This is a genomic window from Cedecea sp. VD22 (assembly GCF_037150195.1).
GTDB lineage: Bacteria > Pseudomonadota > Gammaproteobacteria > Enterobacterales > Enterobacteriaceae > Cedecea.
In genome coordinates, this window is sequence record NZ_JBBCPX010000004.1 from 158,222 (window position 1) to 174,918 (window position 16,697).

At 54.9% G+C, this 16,697-nt stretch carries 16 protein-coding genes; 7 read left to right on the forward strand and 9 right to left on the reverse strand.

Annotated features, from left to right (window positions below; translation table 11 throughout):
• Positions 1-82 precede the first annotated feature (82 nt).
• The 3 genes from prc to WFK85_RS10935 form a co-directional block, all read right to left on the reverse strand.
• On the reverse strand, positions 83-2,128 hold the full coding sequence (prc, locus tag WFK85_RS10925) for a carboxy terminal-processing peptidase (protein WP_008454005.1): 2,046 nt from the start codon (positions 2,126-2,128) through the stop codon (positions 83-85).
• 20 nt (positions 2,129-2,148) lie between these two features.
• Positions 2,149-2,832 carry an RNA chaperone ProQ gene (proQ, locus tag WFK85_RS10930; RefSeq protein WP_166873089.1) on the reverse strand — a complete coding sequence of 228 codons (684 nt, stop codon included), beginning with the start codon at positions 2,830-2,832 and terminating at the stop codon, positions 2,149-2,151.
• 104 nt (positions 2,833-2,936) lie between these two features.
• Positions 2,937-3,425 carry a GAF domain-containing protein gene (locus WFK85_RS10935; protein WP_273969094.1) on the reverse strand — a complete coding sequence of 163 codons (489 nt, stop codon included), beginning with the start codon at positions 3,423-3,425 and terminating at the stop codon, positions 2,937-2,939.
• A gap of 146 nt (positions 3,426-3,571) precedes the next feature.
• Between WFK85_RS10935 and yebS the strand changes: the two genes are divergently transcribed.
• The 5 genes from yebS to WFK85_RS10960 all read left to right on the forward strand — a co-directional run bounded on the left by yebS (position 3,572) and on the right by WFK85_RS10960 (position 9,718).
• A complete protein-coding gene (gene yebS, locus WFK85_RS10940) occupies positions 3,572-4,816 on the forward strand; it encodes a membrane integrity lipid transport subunit YebS (RefSeq protein ID WP_008453998.1) in 1,245 nt (414 codons plus the stop codon).
• Positions 4,785-7,418 carry a PqiB family protein gene (locus WFK85_RS10945; protein WP_336708196.1) on the forward strand — a complete coding sequence of 878 codons (2,634 nt, stop codon included), beginning with the start codon at positions 4,785-4,787 and terminating at the stop codon, positions 7,416-7,418. Before yebS ends, WFK85_RS10945 begins: the two co-directional genes overlap by 32 nt.
• Positions 7,419-7,494: 76 nt before the next feature.
• Entirely contained in the window at positions 7,495-8,943 is a 1,449-nt protein-coding gene (gene rsmF / locus WFK85_RS10950) for a 16S rRNA (cytosine(1407)-C(5))-methyltransferase RsmF (protein WP_166991857.1), read from the forward strand.
• A gap of 105 nt (positions 8,944-9,048) precedes the next feature.
• Positions 9,049-9,288: a YebV family protein gene (locus tag WFK85_RS10955; RefSeq protein WP_008453991.1), complete on the forward strand. Its 240-nt coding sequence runs from the start codon at positions 9,049-9,051 to the stop codon at positions 9,286-9,288.
• 238 nt (positions 9,289-9,526) lie between these two features.
• Positions 9,527-9,718 (forward strand): YebW family protein, encoded by a 192-nt coding sequence (locus WFK85_RS10960; protein WP_008453989.1) that lies wholly within the window; start codon positions 9,527-9,529, stop codon positions 9,716-9,718.
• Positions 9,719-9,734: 16 nt separating this feature from the next.
• Here WFK85_RS10960 and WFK85_RS10965 read toward each other — a convergent pair whose 3' ends face one another.
• The 6 genes from WFK85_RS10965 to yobA all read right to left on the reverse strand — a co-directional run bounded on the left by WFK85_RS10965 (position 9,735) and on the right by yobA (position 15,451).
• Positions 9,735-10,268: a GNAT family N-acetyltransferase gene (locus WFK85_RS10965; protein ID WP_205246347.1), complete on the reverse strand. Its 534-nt coding sequence runs from the start codon at positions 10,266-10,268 to the stop codon at positions 9,735-9,737.
• A gap of 14 nt (positions 10,269-10,282) precedes the next feature.
• Complete coding sequence (locus tag WFK85_RS10970; RefSeq protein ID WP_008453986.1) at positions 10,283-11,530, reverse strand: MFS transporter; 1,248 nt, start codon at positions 11,528-11,530, stop codon at positions 10,283-10,285.
• Positions 11,531-11,785: 255 nt separating this feature from the next.
• Positions 11,786-13,282 (reverse strand): SulP family inorganic anion transporter, encoded by a 1,497-nt coding sequence (locus tag WFK85_RS10975; RefSeq protein ID WP_166991854.1) that lies wholly within the window; start codon positions 13,280-13,282, stop codon positions 11,786-11,788.
• Positions 13,283-13,822: 540 nt separating this feature from the next.
• Positions 13,823-14,167, reverse strand: coding sequence for a YebY family protein (locus WFK85_RS10980; RefSeq protein WP_008453983.1), 345 nt, complete (start codon positions 14,165-14,167; stop codon positions 13,823-13,825).
• A 28-nt stretch (positions 14,168-14,195) separates the two neighbouring features.
• Positions 14,196-15,071: a copper homeostasis membrane protein CopD gene (gene copD / locus WFK85_RS10985; protein ID WP_336708200.1), complete on the reverse strand. Its 876-nt coding sequence runs from the start codon at positions 15,069-15,071 to the stop codon at positions 14,196-14,198.
• A gap of 5 nt (positions 15,072-15,076) precedes the next feature.
• Positions 15,077-15,451 carry a CopC domain-containing protein YobA gene (gene yobA / locus WFK85_RS10990; protein ID WP_008453980.1) on the reverse strand — a complete coding sequence of 125 codons (375 nt, stop codon included), beginning with the start codon at positions 15,449-15,451 and terminating at the stop codon, positions 15,077-15,079.
• A 141-nt stretch (positions 15,452-15,592) separates the two neighbouring features.
• Here yobA and WFK85_RS10995 point away from each other — a divergent pair, with 141 nt between their 5' ends.
• Entirely contained in the window at positions 15,593-15,823 is a 231-nt protein-coding gene (locus tag WFK85_RS10995; protein WP_008453979.1) for a DNA polymerase III subunit theta, read from the forward strand.
• 129 nt (positions 15,824-15,952) lie between these two features.
• Positions 15,953-16,681: a carbon-nitrogen hydrolase family protein gene (locus WFK85_RS11000; RefSeq protein ID WP_008453978.1), complete on the forward strand. Its 729-nt coding sequence runs from the start codon at positions 15,953-15,955 to the stop codon at positions 16,679-16,681.
• Positions 16,682-16,697 lie beyond the last annotated feature (16 nt).

The window sequence follows — 16,697 nt, forward strand, 5'->3', positions numbered from 1 at the left end:
AACTTTACATTTTGTATGCATTTATCTTACATCACGAAGACAGGCAAAAAAATGGGCACCGCTTGGGTGCCCATCAGGGAGGTTATTTCGCCGCCGGTTGTTCAGCCGGCCTGTCTTGCTCCATACCGGCAAGATCGATGGCAATATGTACCGTCTCGTCGAGATACGGATCGGGCTCCTGGTAGTCCTTCGGCAAATCGTCGAGTTTCTTAAGCGGCGCTTTCCCTTCCCGCTTAAAGCGATCGTTGATTCTGGCCAGACGCGTCGCGTCGTCTTCCTGATTCTCTTTTTCACGTACCGCATAATTCAGAGAAACAGCGTTACGTTTTTCCTTCAGGGCATTGAAGCGAGCAATGTCCTTCATGATGTACTGGAATTCAGGGTCTTTGGCGATGCGATCCTGATGCAGCTTCAGCAACTCAGGTTCGAACGGCGTAAGGTCACCGGTTTTCACATAGGTCGCTGCGTTGATGCTGTCCCACGGCAACGCGTTGTCTTCGAACTTCTCGCCGGTCTCAGTTTGCTCGGTCCCGGTTGGCATCATGATGTCCGGCGTCACACCTTTCCGCTGGGTGCTGCCGCCGTTGATGCGGTAGAACTTCTGAATGGTGTACTGAACAGAGCCCAGCGCAGGCCATTCCGGACGCAGCATCTGATCGTAAATGCGATTCAGCGAACGGTACTGCTGCACGGTGCCTTTCCCGAAGGTCGGCTCGCCGACAATCAGCGCGCGGCCATAATCCTGCATCGCCGCCGCAAAGATTTCAGATGCCGAGGCGCTAAAGCGGTCAACCAGCACCACCAGCGGCCCTTTGTAGTAGACCACGCCGTCGGTATCGCTATCTTCACGGACTTTACCGTTGTTGTCGCGGACCTGAACGACCGGGCCACTAGGAATAAACAGACCGGACAGGGACACCGCTTCAGTCAGCGCCCCGCCGCCGTTAGAACGCAGATCGATAATTACGCTCTTCACGTTCTGTTTTTCCAGCTTCTGCAGCTGAACCTTCACATCATCAGTGAGGCCAACGTAGAAGCCAGGAATATCCAGCACGCCGACTTTGTCTTTGCCAACTGTCTTCACAGACATCTTAACCGCGCGGTCTTCGAGACGAATACGTTCGCGGGTCAGCGTCACGGTACGCGTCTTGGTGCCTTTGCCCGCTGGCAGGATTTCAAGGCGAACTTTGCTGCCTTTTGGCCCTTTAATCAGCGCCACAACGTCGTCCAGACGCCAGCCGATCACGTCAACCATCGGTTTACCCGTTTGGCCTACGCCAACAATACGATCGCCGACGGTGATGGCCTTGCTCTTCGCCGCCGGACCACCGGCAACCATGGAGTTGATCAGCGTATAATCATCGTCCATTTGCAGCACCGCTCCGATGCCTTCTAAAGACAGGCTCATTTCGGTGTTGAACTGTTCGGTGCTGCGCGGAGAGAGATAGTTCGTATGCGGGTCAATCTCATGAGCAAACGCGGTCATCGCCAGCGAGAACACATCTTCGCTGTTACTTTGCGCCAGACGGCGGATCGCAAACTGATAGCGCTTGGTCAGGGTTTCACGAATTTCCTGCTCGGTTTTACCGGTCAGCTTCAGGCTCAGCTCGTCGTATTTAACTTTCGCATCCCAGAGCTTATCCAGCTCATCGACGCTCGTTGGCCACGGCGCCTTGCTGCGATCCAGATTGATGGTGTCATTACCGGTGAAATCCATCGGCTTCGCCAGCACCTTCAGGGCGTACTGGTAGCGTTCAAAACGGCGCTTCTGACCCAGATTGTAGAGGTCGTAAAAAACATCGAGCTTACCGCTACGCAGCTCGTCGCCGATCTGCCCTTTCTTCGCAGCGAACTGGGCGACGTCGCTGGCTAACAGCACGTTATGGCTGTAATCCAGCAAGTTCAGGTAGCGGTCAAAGATTTTTGCCGAGAAATTGGCATCCAGATCGAACTGGCGGTAATGCGAGCGCGTAAAACGCGAGGTCACACGCTCACTCACCGTAGCGTGCTGAGCTTCTTCCTTTAACTGAGGAATTTGGTCAGCACGGGTAATGTTGTCCAGGGCCAGGGCACTGCCTGCCACGAACAGCAGGCTGGCGATAGCCGTAAGCTTAAAGAGTTTGTTCATGCCTGAGTCAGGCCTCCGTTTCAGAACTGCAAGTGTTCTGCGCGTACGATCATTGCCATACCAGAAGTCAGCTGTACACGGACGCCATCTTTGGTAATTTCCAGTACGGTAGCATCCATTGCGTTGTTACCGGCTTTGACTTTAATGGCCTGTCCAACCTGCAGAGCAGAAATATCGGTCACCGGCGTACGACGCTCTTCACGAGGTGCCTTTGGTGCCGGTTTTTCTGCGCGAGGTTTACGCTCTGCCCCTTCTTTACGACGCGGTGCTGCCGCCGGACGAGGTTTGCGTTCGCGACGTGGAGCGTCTTCCGTTACGCCTGCGGCTGCCGCGGCTTCACGTTTCTTCGCCTGTTGCTCAGCGCGCTGGGCCTGAACGCGGGCTTTCGCTTCATCCAGCTGCTGACGTGCATGTTCAACATGCTGTTCGTCCAGCTCACCGCAAGGGTTGCCATCAAGATCGACGCGAGTCGCGCCAGCTTTGATGCCGTACAGGTAGCGCCAGCTTGACGTATAGAGACGTAACGCTGAACGAAGCTGTGTTTTGCTGAGGCTCATTTCGCCTTCAACACGAGAGACTAAATCCTGGAAGATACCAATCTTCAACGGACGAGCTTCACCTTCAGCGCTAAAACATTGAGGGAAACGCTCGGCCAAAAATGCGATAACTTCTTTACTGCTATTCAACTTAGGTTGATTTTCCATGAAATTTCCTGATTACAACGGAATTGCCAATAAGTCGCAGGCATGAACAGGCGACATTATAATGACGCCATCGCTAAATGCCACGTTATCCGTTGCTTATCATGCTATCGAGGGAAGAATTTTTTAAAATCAGTGCCGCTCAGCACGTCTGAAAGCCGCGAAATCAAGGTTTTTAAACCCATTTCGTCTTCTTCCGAAAAACGGCCATACTCGGTGCTGTCGATATCCAGGACGCCAATCGTCTGGCCGTCAACCGTCAGGGGCAGCACAATTTCCGAATTGCTGGCCGCATCGCAGGCAATGTGCCCGTCGAAAGCATGCACATCCTCCACACGCTGAATCGTGCCTGTTGCGACGGCTGTGCCGCATACGCCCTTGCCGACAGGGATTCTTACGCAGGCAATTTTGCCCTGGAAGGGCCCCAGAACTAGCGTTTGGGCTTCGAGAAGGTAGAATCCTGCCCAGTTGACGCCATCAAGGCGCTCAAAGAGCAACGCACTGGTATTCGCCAGTGTTGCAAGAAAGCTGGTTTCACCTGCCATTAACGCACTAAAATCGCGATTCAGATCCGCGTAAAATTGTTCTTTGTTCATTAAATAACCGTTATGTTGTCTTACTTTACTTTGTAGCATATTAAAATAAGCATTAAATGCACGGTGCCACAAGGTGTATCATTTTATGAATTACGATAGGCTAAATGCATCATTCAGATAACAACGCTCCCGGCTTACGACGCACAATGAAAATACACGCCATCAGTCAGGCATTGCCTCAGGCACGTTATCAGCGTTGTCCCCAATGCGATACCCTTTTCTCTCTGCCCCAGGTTAAATCAACACAAAGTGCCTACTGCCCCTGTTGTGATGCAAGAGTACATCATGGCCGTGACTGGTCATTGACGCGCCTGGGGGCGATGGCCGTGGCGATGCTGGTGCTGATGCCCGTCGCCTTTTCCGATCCGCTGCTGCGTATCTATCTCCTGGGTTCGAGTATTGATGCCAACGTTATGCAGGGCATTTGGCAGATGGCAAGCCAGGGAGACGTGCTTACCGCCGCCGTCGTGCTCTTTTGCGTGGTCGGCGCACCGGCCACGCTGGTCGCGGCTATTGCCTATCTCTGCTTTGGCAACATTCTCGGCATGAACCTTCGCCCGGTACTGCTGATGCTGGATAAGCTTAAAGAGTGGGTGATGCTGGATATCTATCTGGTGGGCATTGGCGTGGCGTGCATTAAGGTTCGCGAGTATGCGTTTATCCAGCCAGGCCCAGGGCTGATCGCTTTTATTGCGCTGGTGGTCTTGAGTCTGTTGACCATGATCCACCTGAACATTGAGCAGCTATGGGAGCGTTTTTACCCCCAGCGCCCGGCTCGTGCTTTTAATGCGCAACTGCGGGTTTGCCTCGGCTGCCATTTTACCGGCGTTCCTGACGAACGAGGCCGCTGCCCTCGCTGCCACATCCCGCTGTACCATCGCCGAAAGCAAAGCTTACAAAAATCCTGGGCAGCACTGGTTGCCTCCCTGATCTTCCTGCTTCCGGCTAACCTGCTGCCGATTTCTATTATTTACGTGAACGGGGCACGCCAGGAAGACACCATTCTTTCGGGCATCATTTCCCTGGCGCACAGCAATATCGCCGTCGCTGCCGTGGTGTTTATTGCCAGTATCCTGGTGCCGTTTACTAAAGTTATTGTATTAATTACGCTACTTATCAGTATTCATTTCAAATGCCAGCAGGGATTACGAACCCGCATTTTATTGCTGCGCTTTGTCACCTGGATTGGCCGCTGGTCTATGCTCGATCTGTTTGTCATCGCGTTGATGATGTCACTGGTTAACCGTGACCAGCTGTTAGCTTTTACGATGGGTCCCGCCGCAGTCTTCTTTGGCGCGGCGGTTATATTAACTATTCTTGCCGTCGAATGGCTGGATAGCCGACTACTTTGGGACGCACATGAGTCAGGAAACGCCCGCTTCACCGACTGAAGCGAGAATTAAAACGAAACGCCGGATTTCCCCTTTCTGGTTATTACCTGTTATTGCGTTACTGATTGCCGGCTGGCTGATCTGGACGACTTACCAGGAACGCGGCAACACCGTAACCATCGACTTCATCTCCGCCGACGGGATAGTCGCTGGCCGCACGCCCGTGCGCTACCAGGGCGTTGAAGTGGGTACCGTGCAAAACATCAGCCTGAGCGATGACCTGCGTAAAATAGAAGTCAAAGTCAGCATCAAAAGCGATATGAAGGATGCCCTGCGGGAAGACACACAATTCTGGCTGGTAACGCCGAAGGCTTCCCTCGCTGGAGTATCCGGGCTTGATGCCCTGGTAGGCGGGAACTACATCGGCATGATGCCGGGTAAAGGCGAGCCGCGTGACCATTTTACCGCCCTCGATACCCAACCCAAATATCGCCTGGATAACGGCGAGCTGATGATTCACCTCCACGCCCCGGATTTAGGCTCCCTTAACAGCGGGTCGCTGGTCTATTTCCGCAAAATTCCGGTTGGCCGCGTGTATGACTATGCCATCAATAAGAACAAGCAGGGCGTCACCGTCGACGTGCTTATCGATCGCCGCTTTACCAGCCTGGTGAAAAAAGGCAGCCGTTTCTGGAATGTGTCCGGCGTAAAAGCCGATGTTGGCCTGAGTGGGGCCAAAGTTCAGCTTGAAAGCCTGGCGGCGCTGGTCAATGGGGCCATTGCTTTCGATTCCCCTGACGATTCAGAACCGGCCAAAGCGGATGATGAATTCGGCCTTTACGAAGACCTGGCGCACAGCCAGCGCGGCGTCATCATTAACCTCGATCTCCCGAGCGGGGATGGCCTTAAAGCAGGCTCGACTAAGTTAATGTATCAGGGGCTGGAGGTGGGTTCGCTGACTAAGTTAAACCTCAATCCAGGCGGTGCCGTCACAGGGGAAATGACCGTTGACCCCGGCGTGGTTAGCCTGATGCGTAGCGGCACGCGCATCGAACTCCGTAGCCCAAAAATCTCGCTGGATAATCCAAGCATCAGCACGTTGCTCACGGGCAGCACCTTTGAACTTGTGCCGGGTGACGGCGAACCGCAGGATCGCTTCACCGTGGTCTCCAGCGATCAAACGCCGCTCCAGCAGCCGAATGTATTGACGCTTTCGCTGACGGCCCCTGAAAGCTACGGTATTGATGCCGGACAACCGATTATCCTGCACGGGATACAAATCGGCCAGGTGGTGGCGCGGGCACTGTCAGCGAAAGGCGTCACGTTCTCCGTCGCCATTGAACCGCAATACCGCCATCTGCTGCAGGGCGACAGCAAATTCGTGGTCAACAGCCGCATTGATGTGAAGCTCGGCATGGACGGAGTGGAATTCCTGGGCGCCAGTGCCAACGAATGGGTCAACGGCGGCATACGTGTGCTGCCGGGCAGCAAAGGCGAGATGAAAAGCAGTTATCCGCTTTATGCCAACCTGGAAAAAGCGATTGAAAACAGCCTGAGCGACATCCCGACCACCACGCTGACGCTGACGGCCTCCAGCCTGCCAGATATCCAGACCGGCTCCGTGGTGCTGTACCGCAAATTCCAGGTGGGCGAAATCATCACCATCCGCCCTCGCGCCGAGAACTTTGATATTGATGTTCACATCAAGCCGGAATACCGCAAGCTGCTGACGCCAAACACAGTGTTTTGGGCTGAAGGTGGCGCGAAAGTTCAGCTCAACGGCAGCGGGCTAACGGTGCAGGCCTCCCCGCTCTCTCGTGCACTCAAAGGGGCCATCAGCTTTGACAACATGAGCGGTGCCAGCGTCGGACAGGTGAAAGGTGAGAAACGCGTGCTGTACGCCTCTGAAACCGCGGCAAGAGCGGTGGGCAGCCAGATAACGCTGCACACTTTCGATGCCGGAAAACTTTCCGCCGGGATGCCAATTCGCTATCTGGGCATTGATATCGGCCAGCTTGAGTCGCTGAACCTGACGCAATCCCGCAACGAAGTGGAAGCGAAAGCGGTACTTTACCCTGAGTATGTGTCTACCTTCGCACGCGCCGGTACCCGCTTCTCCGTTGTCACACCGCAGATCTCTGCCGCGGGCGTCGATCATCTTGATACCCTCCTCCAGCCTTACATCAACGTTGAACCCGGTAAAGGTGACCCCCGCCGCGACTTCGAGCTGCAGGAAGCGTCTATCACCGACTCTCGTTACTCCGACGGGCTGAACATCGTGCTGGAAGTGCCTGAAGCCGGCTCGCTGAGCATAGGCACGCCGGTTCTCTTCCGCGGGATTGAAGTCGGTACGGTAACCGGCATGACGCTCGGCAATCTCTCTGACCGCGTGATGGTGGGCCTGCGTATAAGCAAGCGTTACCAGCATTTGGTCCGGGACAACTCCGTCTTCTGGCTGGCTTCCGGCTATAGCCTGGACTTTGGCTTAACTGGCGGCGTGGTGAAAACCGGAACCTTTAATCAGTTTATTCGCGGTGGCATTGCGTTTGCGACGCCGCCGGGGATCCCGCTTTCCCCTAAAGCAGAGGCCGGGAAACACTTCCTGCTGCTGGAAAGCGAGCCGAAAGAGTGGCGTCAGTGGGGCACCGCCCTTCCGCGCTGAACCGCAACCCGGGCGGTACGTCGCCCGGGTAATTCCGTGTTAAACTGCGCCCCTTATTTTTTCAGGGGCGTTTTTCATGGCTCAATCTACTGCCGTTTATCTTCCTCAACCTTTTCTCGACGCGATTCGTGACGCACTTCCCGCTGGCCAGACGCTGGAAAGTTTTATCGAATACTGTCAGCAGCCGCTGCGCCGCAGCCTGCGCGTCAATACGCTGAAGATATCCGTGGCTGACTTTCTGACGCTCGTCGCGCCCTATCACTGGCGTTTAACGCCGGTGCCGTGGTGCGAAGAAGGCTTCTGGATTGAACGAGAAGATGAAGAAACCCTGCCGCTGGGCAGCACCGCAGAGCATTTGAGCGGCCTGTTCTATATTCAGGAAGCCAGTTCAATGCTGCCCGTAGCCGCGTTGTTTGCCGACGGCAACCAGCCGCAGCGAGTGATGGACGTCGCCGCAGCGCCAGGATCAAAAACAACCCAGATTGCCGCCCGCATGAATAATACCGGCGCAATTCTTGCCAATGAATATTCCGCCAGCCGGGTAAAAGTCCTGCATGCCAATATCAGCCGCTGTGGGATCAGTAACGTAGCGCTGACGCATTTTGATGGCCGCGTATTCGGTGCCGCTCTGCCGGAATCCTTCGACGCCATTCTGCTGGACGCCCCCTGCTCCGGTGAAGGCGTGGTGAGGAAAGATCCCGATGCACTGCGCAACTGGTCGCCTGAAAGCACGGCCGAAATTGCCGGCACACAGCGCGAATTGATTGAGAGTGCTTTTCATGCGCTCCGCCCCGGCGGGACGCTGGTCTACTCGACCTGTACGCTGAATCGCCAGGAAAACCAGGATGTCTGCCAGTGGCTGCTGGATACCTGGCCGGACGCGGTAGAAATTGCCCCCCTTGACGAGCTTTTCCCGGAAGCAGCACGCGCGCTGACGCCGGAAGGTTTCCTGCACGTGTTCCCACAGATTTACGACTGCGAAGGCTTTTTCGTTGCCCGTTTGCGCAAAACGGCCTCTATCGAACCGCAGCCGGCCCCGGGCTATAAAGTAGGGAAATTCCCCTTCGCGCCGATGAAAGGCAAAGCCGCAGCCGAACTAACCGCCGCGGCGGCAAAATCGGGCCTTATCTGGGGCGATGAGCTGAATCTATGGCAGCGCGACAAAGAGATCTGGCTGTTTCCGAGTGAGATTGAACCGCTTATCGGGAAAGTGCGTTTCTCTCGCATTGGCCTCAAGCTCGCCGAACAGCACAACAAAGGCTTCCGCTGGCAGCATGAAGCCGTGGTTTCTCTGGTCAAAAGTGACAACCCGCTTTGCTTCCCGCTGAGCGAGACCGAAGCCGAGGAGTGGTACCGTGGGCGGGATATCTATCCAGAAGTGACACCGTCACGACATGAAGTGATTGTCACTTTTCAGGGGCAGCCGCTCGGCCTGGCGCGTAAAGTTGGCTCACGCCTGAAGAACAGCTACCCAAGGGAATTAGTACGCGACGGCAAGCTTTTCGCCGCCCCGCAGGCTGGCTAAAAAAATAAGCACTTTTTGAGTTGGCAATTTGTGCTGCCTTGACTACGCTGAAATTGGAGCGACCCACTGGTCATACCACCTGCTGCGGATAACAAGGAGCCAAAGATGACAAAGACCAACGTTCGGATCGGCATCTTCGAGATCGATGATGCCGAATTACACGGTGAACAACAGGGGGATCGAACGTTAAGCATTCCCTGCAAGTCCGATCCCGACCTGTGCATGCAGCTGGATGCATGGGATGGGGCAACCTCTATTCCCGCCGTGCTGGACGGCGAACATTCCGTACTTTACCTGCAGCATTACGATCGCCAGCGCGATGCCTGGGTTATGCGCCTTGCATAATTCAAGATGAACCCGTCCCTGAGACGGGTTATATAGATGACAAACAGCCAAAAACGTGGTTTTCAGCTGTTTGGAGTAGACCAGAGAACATCATTCATTGCTTTTGTTAGACCCAAGTGCCGTTTTTACATCAATGATTTTTGCCAGCACTTTCTCCGTCCACGGGACGGATTAATTATTTCCCCCACTCCCTTGGCTCCCCTACACTTAAACCAAACGAAGCGGTTCTGAGGCGCTAATGTTTGCTTTGGTTTTATTTGTTTGTTACCTGGACGGCGGCTGTGACGATCTGGTGCTGGAAGTCTTCACCAGCGAGCAGCAGTGTCTGAGTGCGATGAGCGAGCAGCGTATGCGCCACGGCGGCTGTTACCCGGTGGAAGAGTTTATCGATGGATTCTGGCGGCCTGCCCAGGAGTACAGCGACTTCTGAGCAGGGCCAGGCGAGATTAGCGCTTGTTCGGGCGAAGGAACATGCGTATTTGCTTCCCGTGGTATTCAACGTAGTGCTGGAAAGTAAAGCCGAAGCGCTCTGCCAGACCAATAGAACGCTGATTATCGTCATCAATAATGCAGCATACTGGCTCGCTGAAATTGTCATCCGCCCAACTTAACACTGCGCTGAGCGCCTCCACCGCATAGCCTTTACCGTGTACCGCAGGAATAAGCGTCCAGCCCGCCTCCGGGTGTGCCAAAGCCGGGCTGAGATTTCGTTTAGCGTCCTGGAATCCAAACGCCCCTACGAATCGCCCACTCTGTTTTTCAAACAACGCCCAGTAACCGTAGCCCAGCGCCTGCCAGTGACCGATATAGCGCATCAATCGCGCCCAGCTCATTTCACCGTCCTGCGGTTTTCCGCCGCCGATAAACTTTACCATCTCCGGGTCAGACCAACAGGCAACCAGCGCCTCATAGTCGTCCAGCGTAAAATGGCGCAGGATAAGGCGTTCCGTTTCAAGACGTGGGGCTTCAGTAATCATCATGACTCCGCTCAGTATTACTCTTGTAGTCGTTGTTTAAGGCCTGATTTGCAGGCGTAAATGATAGCGCACAGCAGCAGGCTAAACAGCATGGTACCCAAAAACACACCCGCACCGGTCAGGGTTAGCATAACGCCGCCAATCAGCGGCCCAAGCGCTATGCCTAACGTCGTCAGGGTCGATGCTCCCAGGTACGCACCGCGGTGCTCATCCGGTGCCAGCTGATCCAGCAGAATATTCAGGTTCGGCATCAGAATGGCCTCGCCGATGCTGAAAATAACCGTCACGCTCACCCACAACAGCGCATCCGGCGTACGGACGGACCAGAACAAAAGCTGTGACAGCGCAAAGATAGCGCCCCCCAGCAAAATACGGTTAGACAAGCTAACTTGAGCCAAAAAGCGAACCAGAAAAAGCTGGGCAATAAGCACCGTACAGGCGTTCGACACCAGAATCAGCGTGATTAACTTTACGGCTGCCTCAGCGTCCAGCGTCAGTAAATAAAGCGGCACCACGGATTCATAATGTACGAAAACCACGGCGCATAACGTGCTGCACAGCAGCGCCGCAACGAACAGTTTGTCCCGGGCGATGATTAGCATAACGTCGCGTAATCTGACCCCGGGTTTATGTTCGCTGTCTTTGGCAACCAGCTTGCCTGCAGGAATAAACAATAAGGTGTAAATAAGCAGCGGCAAATAGCTCACAGCCGTGATTACGAATGTCCCTTTCTGCGAAGTCAGCCCGAAAGCAATGCCGACCAGTGGCCCGGTAACCGCCGCCACATTCACCAAATAATAGCGAATCTGCAGAGCCAGAGCGCGACGACGGCGGTCGCCCAGTAAGTCACTCATCAGCGCTCGCGTCGGCGGCTCTACCCACGCGAAACAGACGCCAACAATCATTAGCCCAATGATAAATAACGCCATTCCCGTGGCCAGCCCAAGCAGAGCATAGCCAACAAACGACAGCGCACAGCCGAGGGAAAGCACGCCCCGGCGGCCTAATTTATCCGACAGCTGCCCGCCATACATTCCCAGCACCACCGCCAGAAGCGCACTGCTGGTCATCGCCACGCCTACAGAGATGGGCGAAAGATGATAATTACGGGTCATGATCACCGTCATAAACGGCCAGGCCATAAAATAGCTAAAGCGAATCACCAGGGTAAAAAGCAGCAGCGCAATCACCGTCGACGGGAAGGTTTTGACCGTCGGCCAAAAACCGCGCGCAGCGTCCTCACGGACGGCATCGTTTGTCGTCATAAAGTATCCTGTTAATTATCGTTATAGTGGAGGCGGGGCCGCTTACGTTGAGTAAGCGGTTAAATAGTAATAAGTTATTCCGTATTGACTGGCAACGTAAATGTTACTGAAATGTTTATTTCCCCAGCTTGTCGTTTAAACCATCAGCCGGGCAGCGGAAAGTAGTGGAAAATTGTGACCTGCCGCTCAAAAAATGGAATTTCGTGCTGGGAATGATTGGGGAGAGCCGGCAGCTGAACGCCGCCGGTAGAACCGCTAAAGTTTTCCGCTCAGACGCTGATGGAAATCGGCGCTGTGGGTGTCCAGGCCAACAATTTCGACCTGCGCCTGATAACGCTGATAGCGCGTTTCAATGGCATCTAATACGGCAACGGTGGAGGCATCCCAAATTTGAGCCTGAGTCAGATCGATCACCACCCGTGCCGGGTCGTCAGCATAGTGAAAATGCTCGACCAGGTCGTTGCTGCTGGCAAAGAACAGCGGCCCACGAACCCGGTAAGTCACTTCGCTCCCGTCCGCTGCCAGCTGCCGCTCAGCACGCACCACATGTGCAATACGGCGAGCAAACAACATCATAGCGAAGATAACGCCGCCCAAAACGCCAAGCGCGAGGTTATCGGTATAAACCGTTATAGCGACGGTCGTGAGCATCACCAGCGTTTCCGGCACCGGCATTCGGCGAAGCGTAACTGGAGAGAGGCTATGCCAGTTCAGCGTTTTCACCGCCACAATCATCATGATCCCAGCCAGCACCACCATCGGAATTTTTGCCATCACTTCACTCAGCACGGTGACCAGCAGCAATAGCACCAGCGCAGCCGCCACGGTAGACAGCCGCGTACGCCCTCTTCCCAGCTCAACGTTGACAATGGTTTGCCCAATCATGGCGCAGCCCGCGATGCCGCCATAAAAACCGGCGAAGATATTCGACACGCCCAGTCCCCAGCATTCGCGCCGCTTGCTGGAAGGTGTATCGGTGAGATCGTCCACCAGCTTGGCCGTTAGCAAGGACTCCATCAAGCCAACAAAAGCGATGCTCAGCGCGCAGGGCCAGATAATGCGCAGCGTCTCAACGTTAAGCGGCACTATCAGTTCCGTTAACCCGGGCAAACCGGCCTTCATCGGCCCGCTGTCGCCTACCGTGGGCATTACCCATCCCAGGGCAATACTCAGGCCGGTCACCAGAACAATCGCCACCAGCGGCGAAGGCACAGATTTAAGCAGTCTCGGCAACATTAAAACGACGGCGAGCGTCACGACGAACAGGCCCCAAACCAGCGGCGATTTCCCCCAGACATGAGGCACCTGAGCAAAGAAAATAAGAATACCCAGCGCATTCACAAACCCGGTCATTACCGAAAGCGGGATATAGCGCATCATTCGCGCCAGCCCGCTTAGGCCGAACAGGATCTGGATCCCGCCCGCCAGCACCACCGCAGGCAGGATATAACCCACCCCATATTGATGAACCATCGGGGCAATCACCAGCGCTACCGAACCGGCCGCCGCAGTGACCATTGCCGGGCGGCCCCCCAGAATCGACATAGCAAAACAAAGCACGATCGAGGCAATCAGGCTGACCTTCGGATCCACGCCCGCGATCAGGGAAAAGGAGATCACTTCGGGGATCAGGGCCAGCGCGGTGACGACTCCAGCCAGCAGTTCACGCTGGATGAGTCGAGGGGAGCGAAGCACGGCGCGCAGGCTATTCTCATGCGCATGTTGAGCGGCAAGCTCGGTTTGATTTGTCATAGTGGGATGCAGGCTTATTGTCAGGAACGCCGCATTTCTCATGGAATGCAGTCAGTGAGGCCGAAAGTGTAGCGTTGTCGCGGCAGTGATGCGAATTTTTGTGACATACATCACTAGTCCGAAAGACTCACCGACCCGGCCCCCACGCTTGCGCAACAAGTAATTAACAAATTGAGCAAAAAACGCTGGACGGCAAGCTATCAAGGTATGGTATGGTTTTAGCGCACAGGCCAGGTCGAAGCGTTATGGGAAACGCTTTACGCGCAAGCAAGCTGGCGGATTCCCGAATAAAAAAAGACCGAACACGATTCCTGTATTCGGTCCAGGGAAATGGCTCTTGGGAGAGAGCCGTGCGCTAAAAGTTGGCATTAATGCAGGCTAAATCGCCTTGCCTCTTAAGAATAGATTACCGGCGCAGGTTTTCCAGTCCGCAACAAAAGTGGTCAGAAAAAAGGCGCAATAAAGGTGACTATTTATGCAAAAACAGCAATATCCCGTTGAGGCTATTGCTGTTTTTTTATGCCAGGAAATGCGTGTTTTTTATTCACCGCAAAGCTTTTGCGCGCGCTCAATGAAGGGTTCGAGACTCATCTTCTGGCCAGGATGCTGCGGGTCGTCCACCTGAATAACGCTGATGGGCTGCCCGCTCGTTTTACCGCTCTTGATCTGCTGCTCGGCAATGGCGTTCAGCGGGTACTGCATCAGCGTACTTGGGTTGATGGCAAACAACGCATTCCCCGCTCTGCAGCTCAACATCACCTCTTCACGGTTGAACGCCCATTTGTCTTTACCCACCTCAAACCGACTCACGGTGATAATTTGCGGGGCAGCCAGCGCAGAACTCGCGCAGGCCAGCAGCAGTAAAGTCAAAATGCTCTTTTTCATGAATCTCTCATATAACCAGTTTGCGCCGTCAGAACGGCTCCCAGGTAGCATAGATGCTGACAAGCAGCAGTATCGCTACCGATAGAATCACTTCCAGCCACGTAAGCTGAATAAATCTCCGCTGAGCATCGGCTTGAACAGCGTCGAAACGCGGCACCAGTATATAGCGGTTGATCAGCGCCAGCATAACCATCACTAGCACCAGCACAACCTTCAGCGCCAGCAATCGAACATAACCACTTTCCAGCGGCAGCGCCCAGCCGAGGATAAGCAAGCTATTCACCACGCCGGTCACCAGTACCGCAGCCACTGCAAGATGCCCGTAGCGCGAAAAACGCATCATTGCCGTAATCGCCGGAGTACGCCAGCGCGGCTTATGCGCCATATACATACAAACCAGCAAAGGCAGCAGGCCTCCCACCCACCAGGCCGCGCTCAGAAGATGAATCGCATGGTTCATCCGCTGAAAGACACCGAGCGCGCCGTCGTGCATTGCGGCATGCCCGACGCCAGCCAGCATAATTAGCTGCGCCGCGGCTAAAAACAGCAATAACCCCGGCATTGCCCGGGGAGCGAGCAGCACAGTGGCCAGCGTGGCCAGGCCCAGCAATAGCTGCCATATCCAGACGGAACCAAAGCGAGTCGTCAGCACCGCCTGCCAGACATCCGGCGAAAGAGTATCGCGCCAGCCGTCACCCATTTGCCCGGCCTGAGCCATGAATAGCAGACAGGCGCTAATGAGCGACAGCCAGACGGCTGGCCGCCACTGCGCCCTGAGGCGACGCACAAGCACGGGTTTAAACTGCTGCGGGGCAAGGAGCGAACAGCAGATGGCGCTGCCAAGCAGCACCATCAAGGCAGTGAAATGGATAAAACGCAGCGCGATGTAAAACGCCGACAGCATGGCGATTACTTCACGGAGAAGTGATAGTTACCTTTGGTTTTGTGCCCGTCGACCGACACAACATGCCAGTCCACGGAGTAATCACCCGGTTTCAGGGCTTCTTCAACCGGCACAATCAGCTGTTTGTTGTCGGTCTCAGCAACCTTCACTTTCCCGGTCTTCACGGCAGATTTCTGCGGGCCGGTCACGGTCACGCCGCTGAAGCCAGGCTCCACCCCTTCAGAAAAGCTCAGGGTCAGCGACTGCGGCGATGCTGTAACGGCGGAATCTGCTGCCGGAGACTGCTGCTTAAGGTGCGCGTGTGCAAACACGGCTGGAGAAACGGCCATAGCAGTGACAAATGCCGCCACGGTTGCGATGCGGGAGGAGATGAACGCCATATTAACTATTCCTTTTTGTTATGTGTCGAGGCGGCAAGGATACCCCCGCGTTAATACCAAGTCGAGACGGGAAAAGCTATTGTTGCTTGTCATCCGGTGCGCAAAACAGTAACTTCTGCGCTGACATTGCAGGAGGATATGATGAGCTACAATCTCGCCGATTTACCCCAGGAAGAAATGGATAAAGTTAACGTCGACCTTGCCGCTGCCGGCGTGGCGTTCAAAGAGCGCTATAACATGCCCGTAGTGGCTGAAATGGTGGAGCGTGAGCAACCTGAACATCTGCGGACCTGGTTCCGTGAAAAGCTGATTGCCTATCGTCTGGCCTCGGTGAATCTTTCCCGTTTGCCGTATGAACCGAAGCAAAAATAAAAAATTAAGAATTTTCTCTTTGATTCAAAACTAGTGCTACTCTCTTCCTTGTTCAGTTGACCACAAGCTTTGGCTCATCCCTCACGATTGCAGGACGCAATCGTTGGATGAAAGATTAAGGAAGAACCTATGCCACGCTGGAATGTTGCCGCTGCGCAATACGGTGCCGTTGCCGGAAGTTATCAGGCCAACATCGACCACCATCTCGATTTCATTCGCTGTGCCGCCGAAGAAGGCATCGATCTTCTGGTTTTCCCTCATCTCTCTTTATCCGGATTACGCCCCGACAACCATCCTCCGGCGTTTACCGATCCGCTGTTCGACCCGCTCAGCGAGGCTGCTCGCAGCTACCATATGACCGTGATCGTCGGCATGTCGCTCAGTGACGAGGCGCATAGCGCCGCCGGTATGGTAGGTTTTCTGCCGGATGGGTCGCGTATCGCCTGTTGCAAACGTCCCGCAACGGCTATCGATGTAAATGCTCAAACCCCCGTCGCACCACTTTTGGGGCAACGTTCCCGCAATATTGCCCTGGCCGTTTGCGCCCAAAGCGATGATGAAGCCTGGCCCCGAAGCGCCGCTGATATCGGCGCCGATCTTTACGCCACCGGCGCCGCAATGACAGAACTAAGCTACCAGCAAGATGAGATGTATATGCAACGCTGGGCGCACAAATATGGACTCACCATTTTGCAGGCCAATTACGCCTGGTCCGGGGCAGAACTTCGCTCCGCTGGGCGCAGCGCATGTTGGGATAATTTAGGCCAGCTAGTCGTCAGGGCCGACCAGGGAGAATTGCTGGCGATTGGCCGCCGGGATGAGAGAGGTTGGCACGGCGAGGTCATTCCTTTACGCTAGTCGCCTGAGGCCTGTT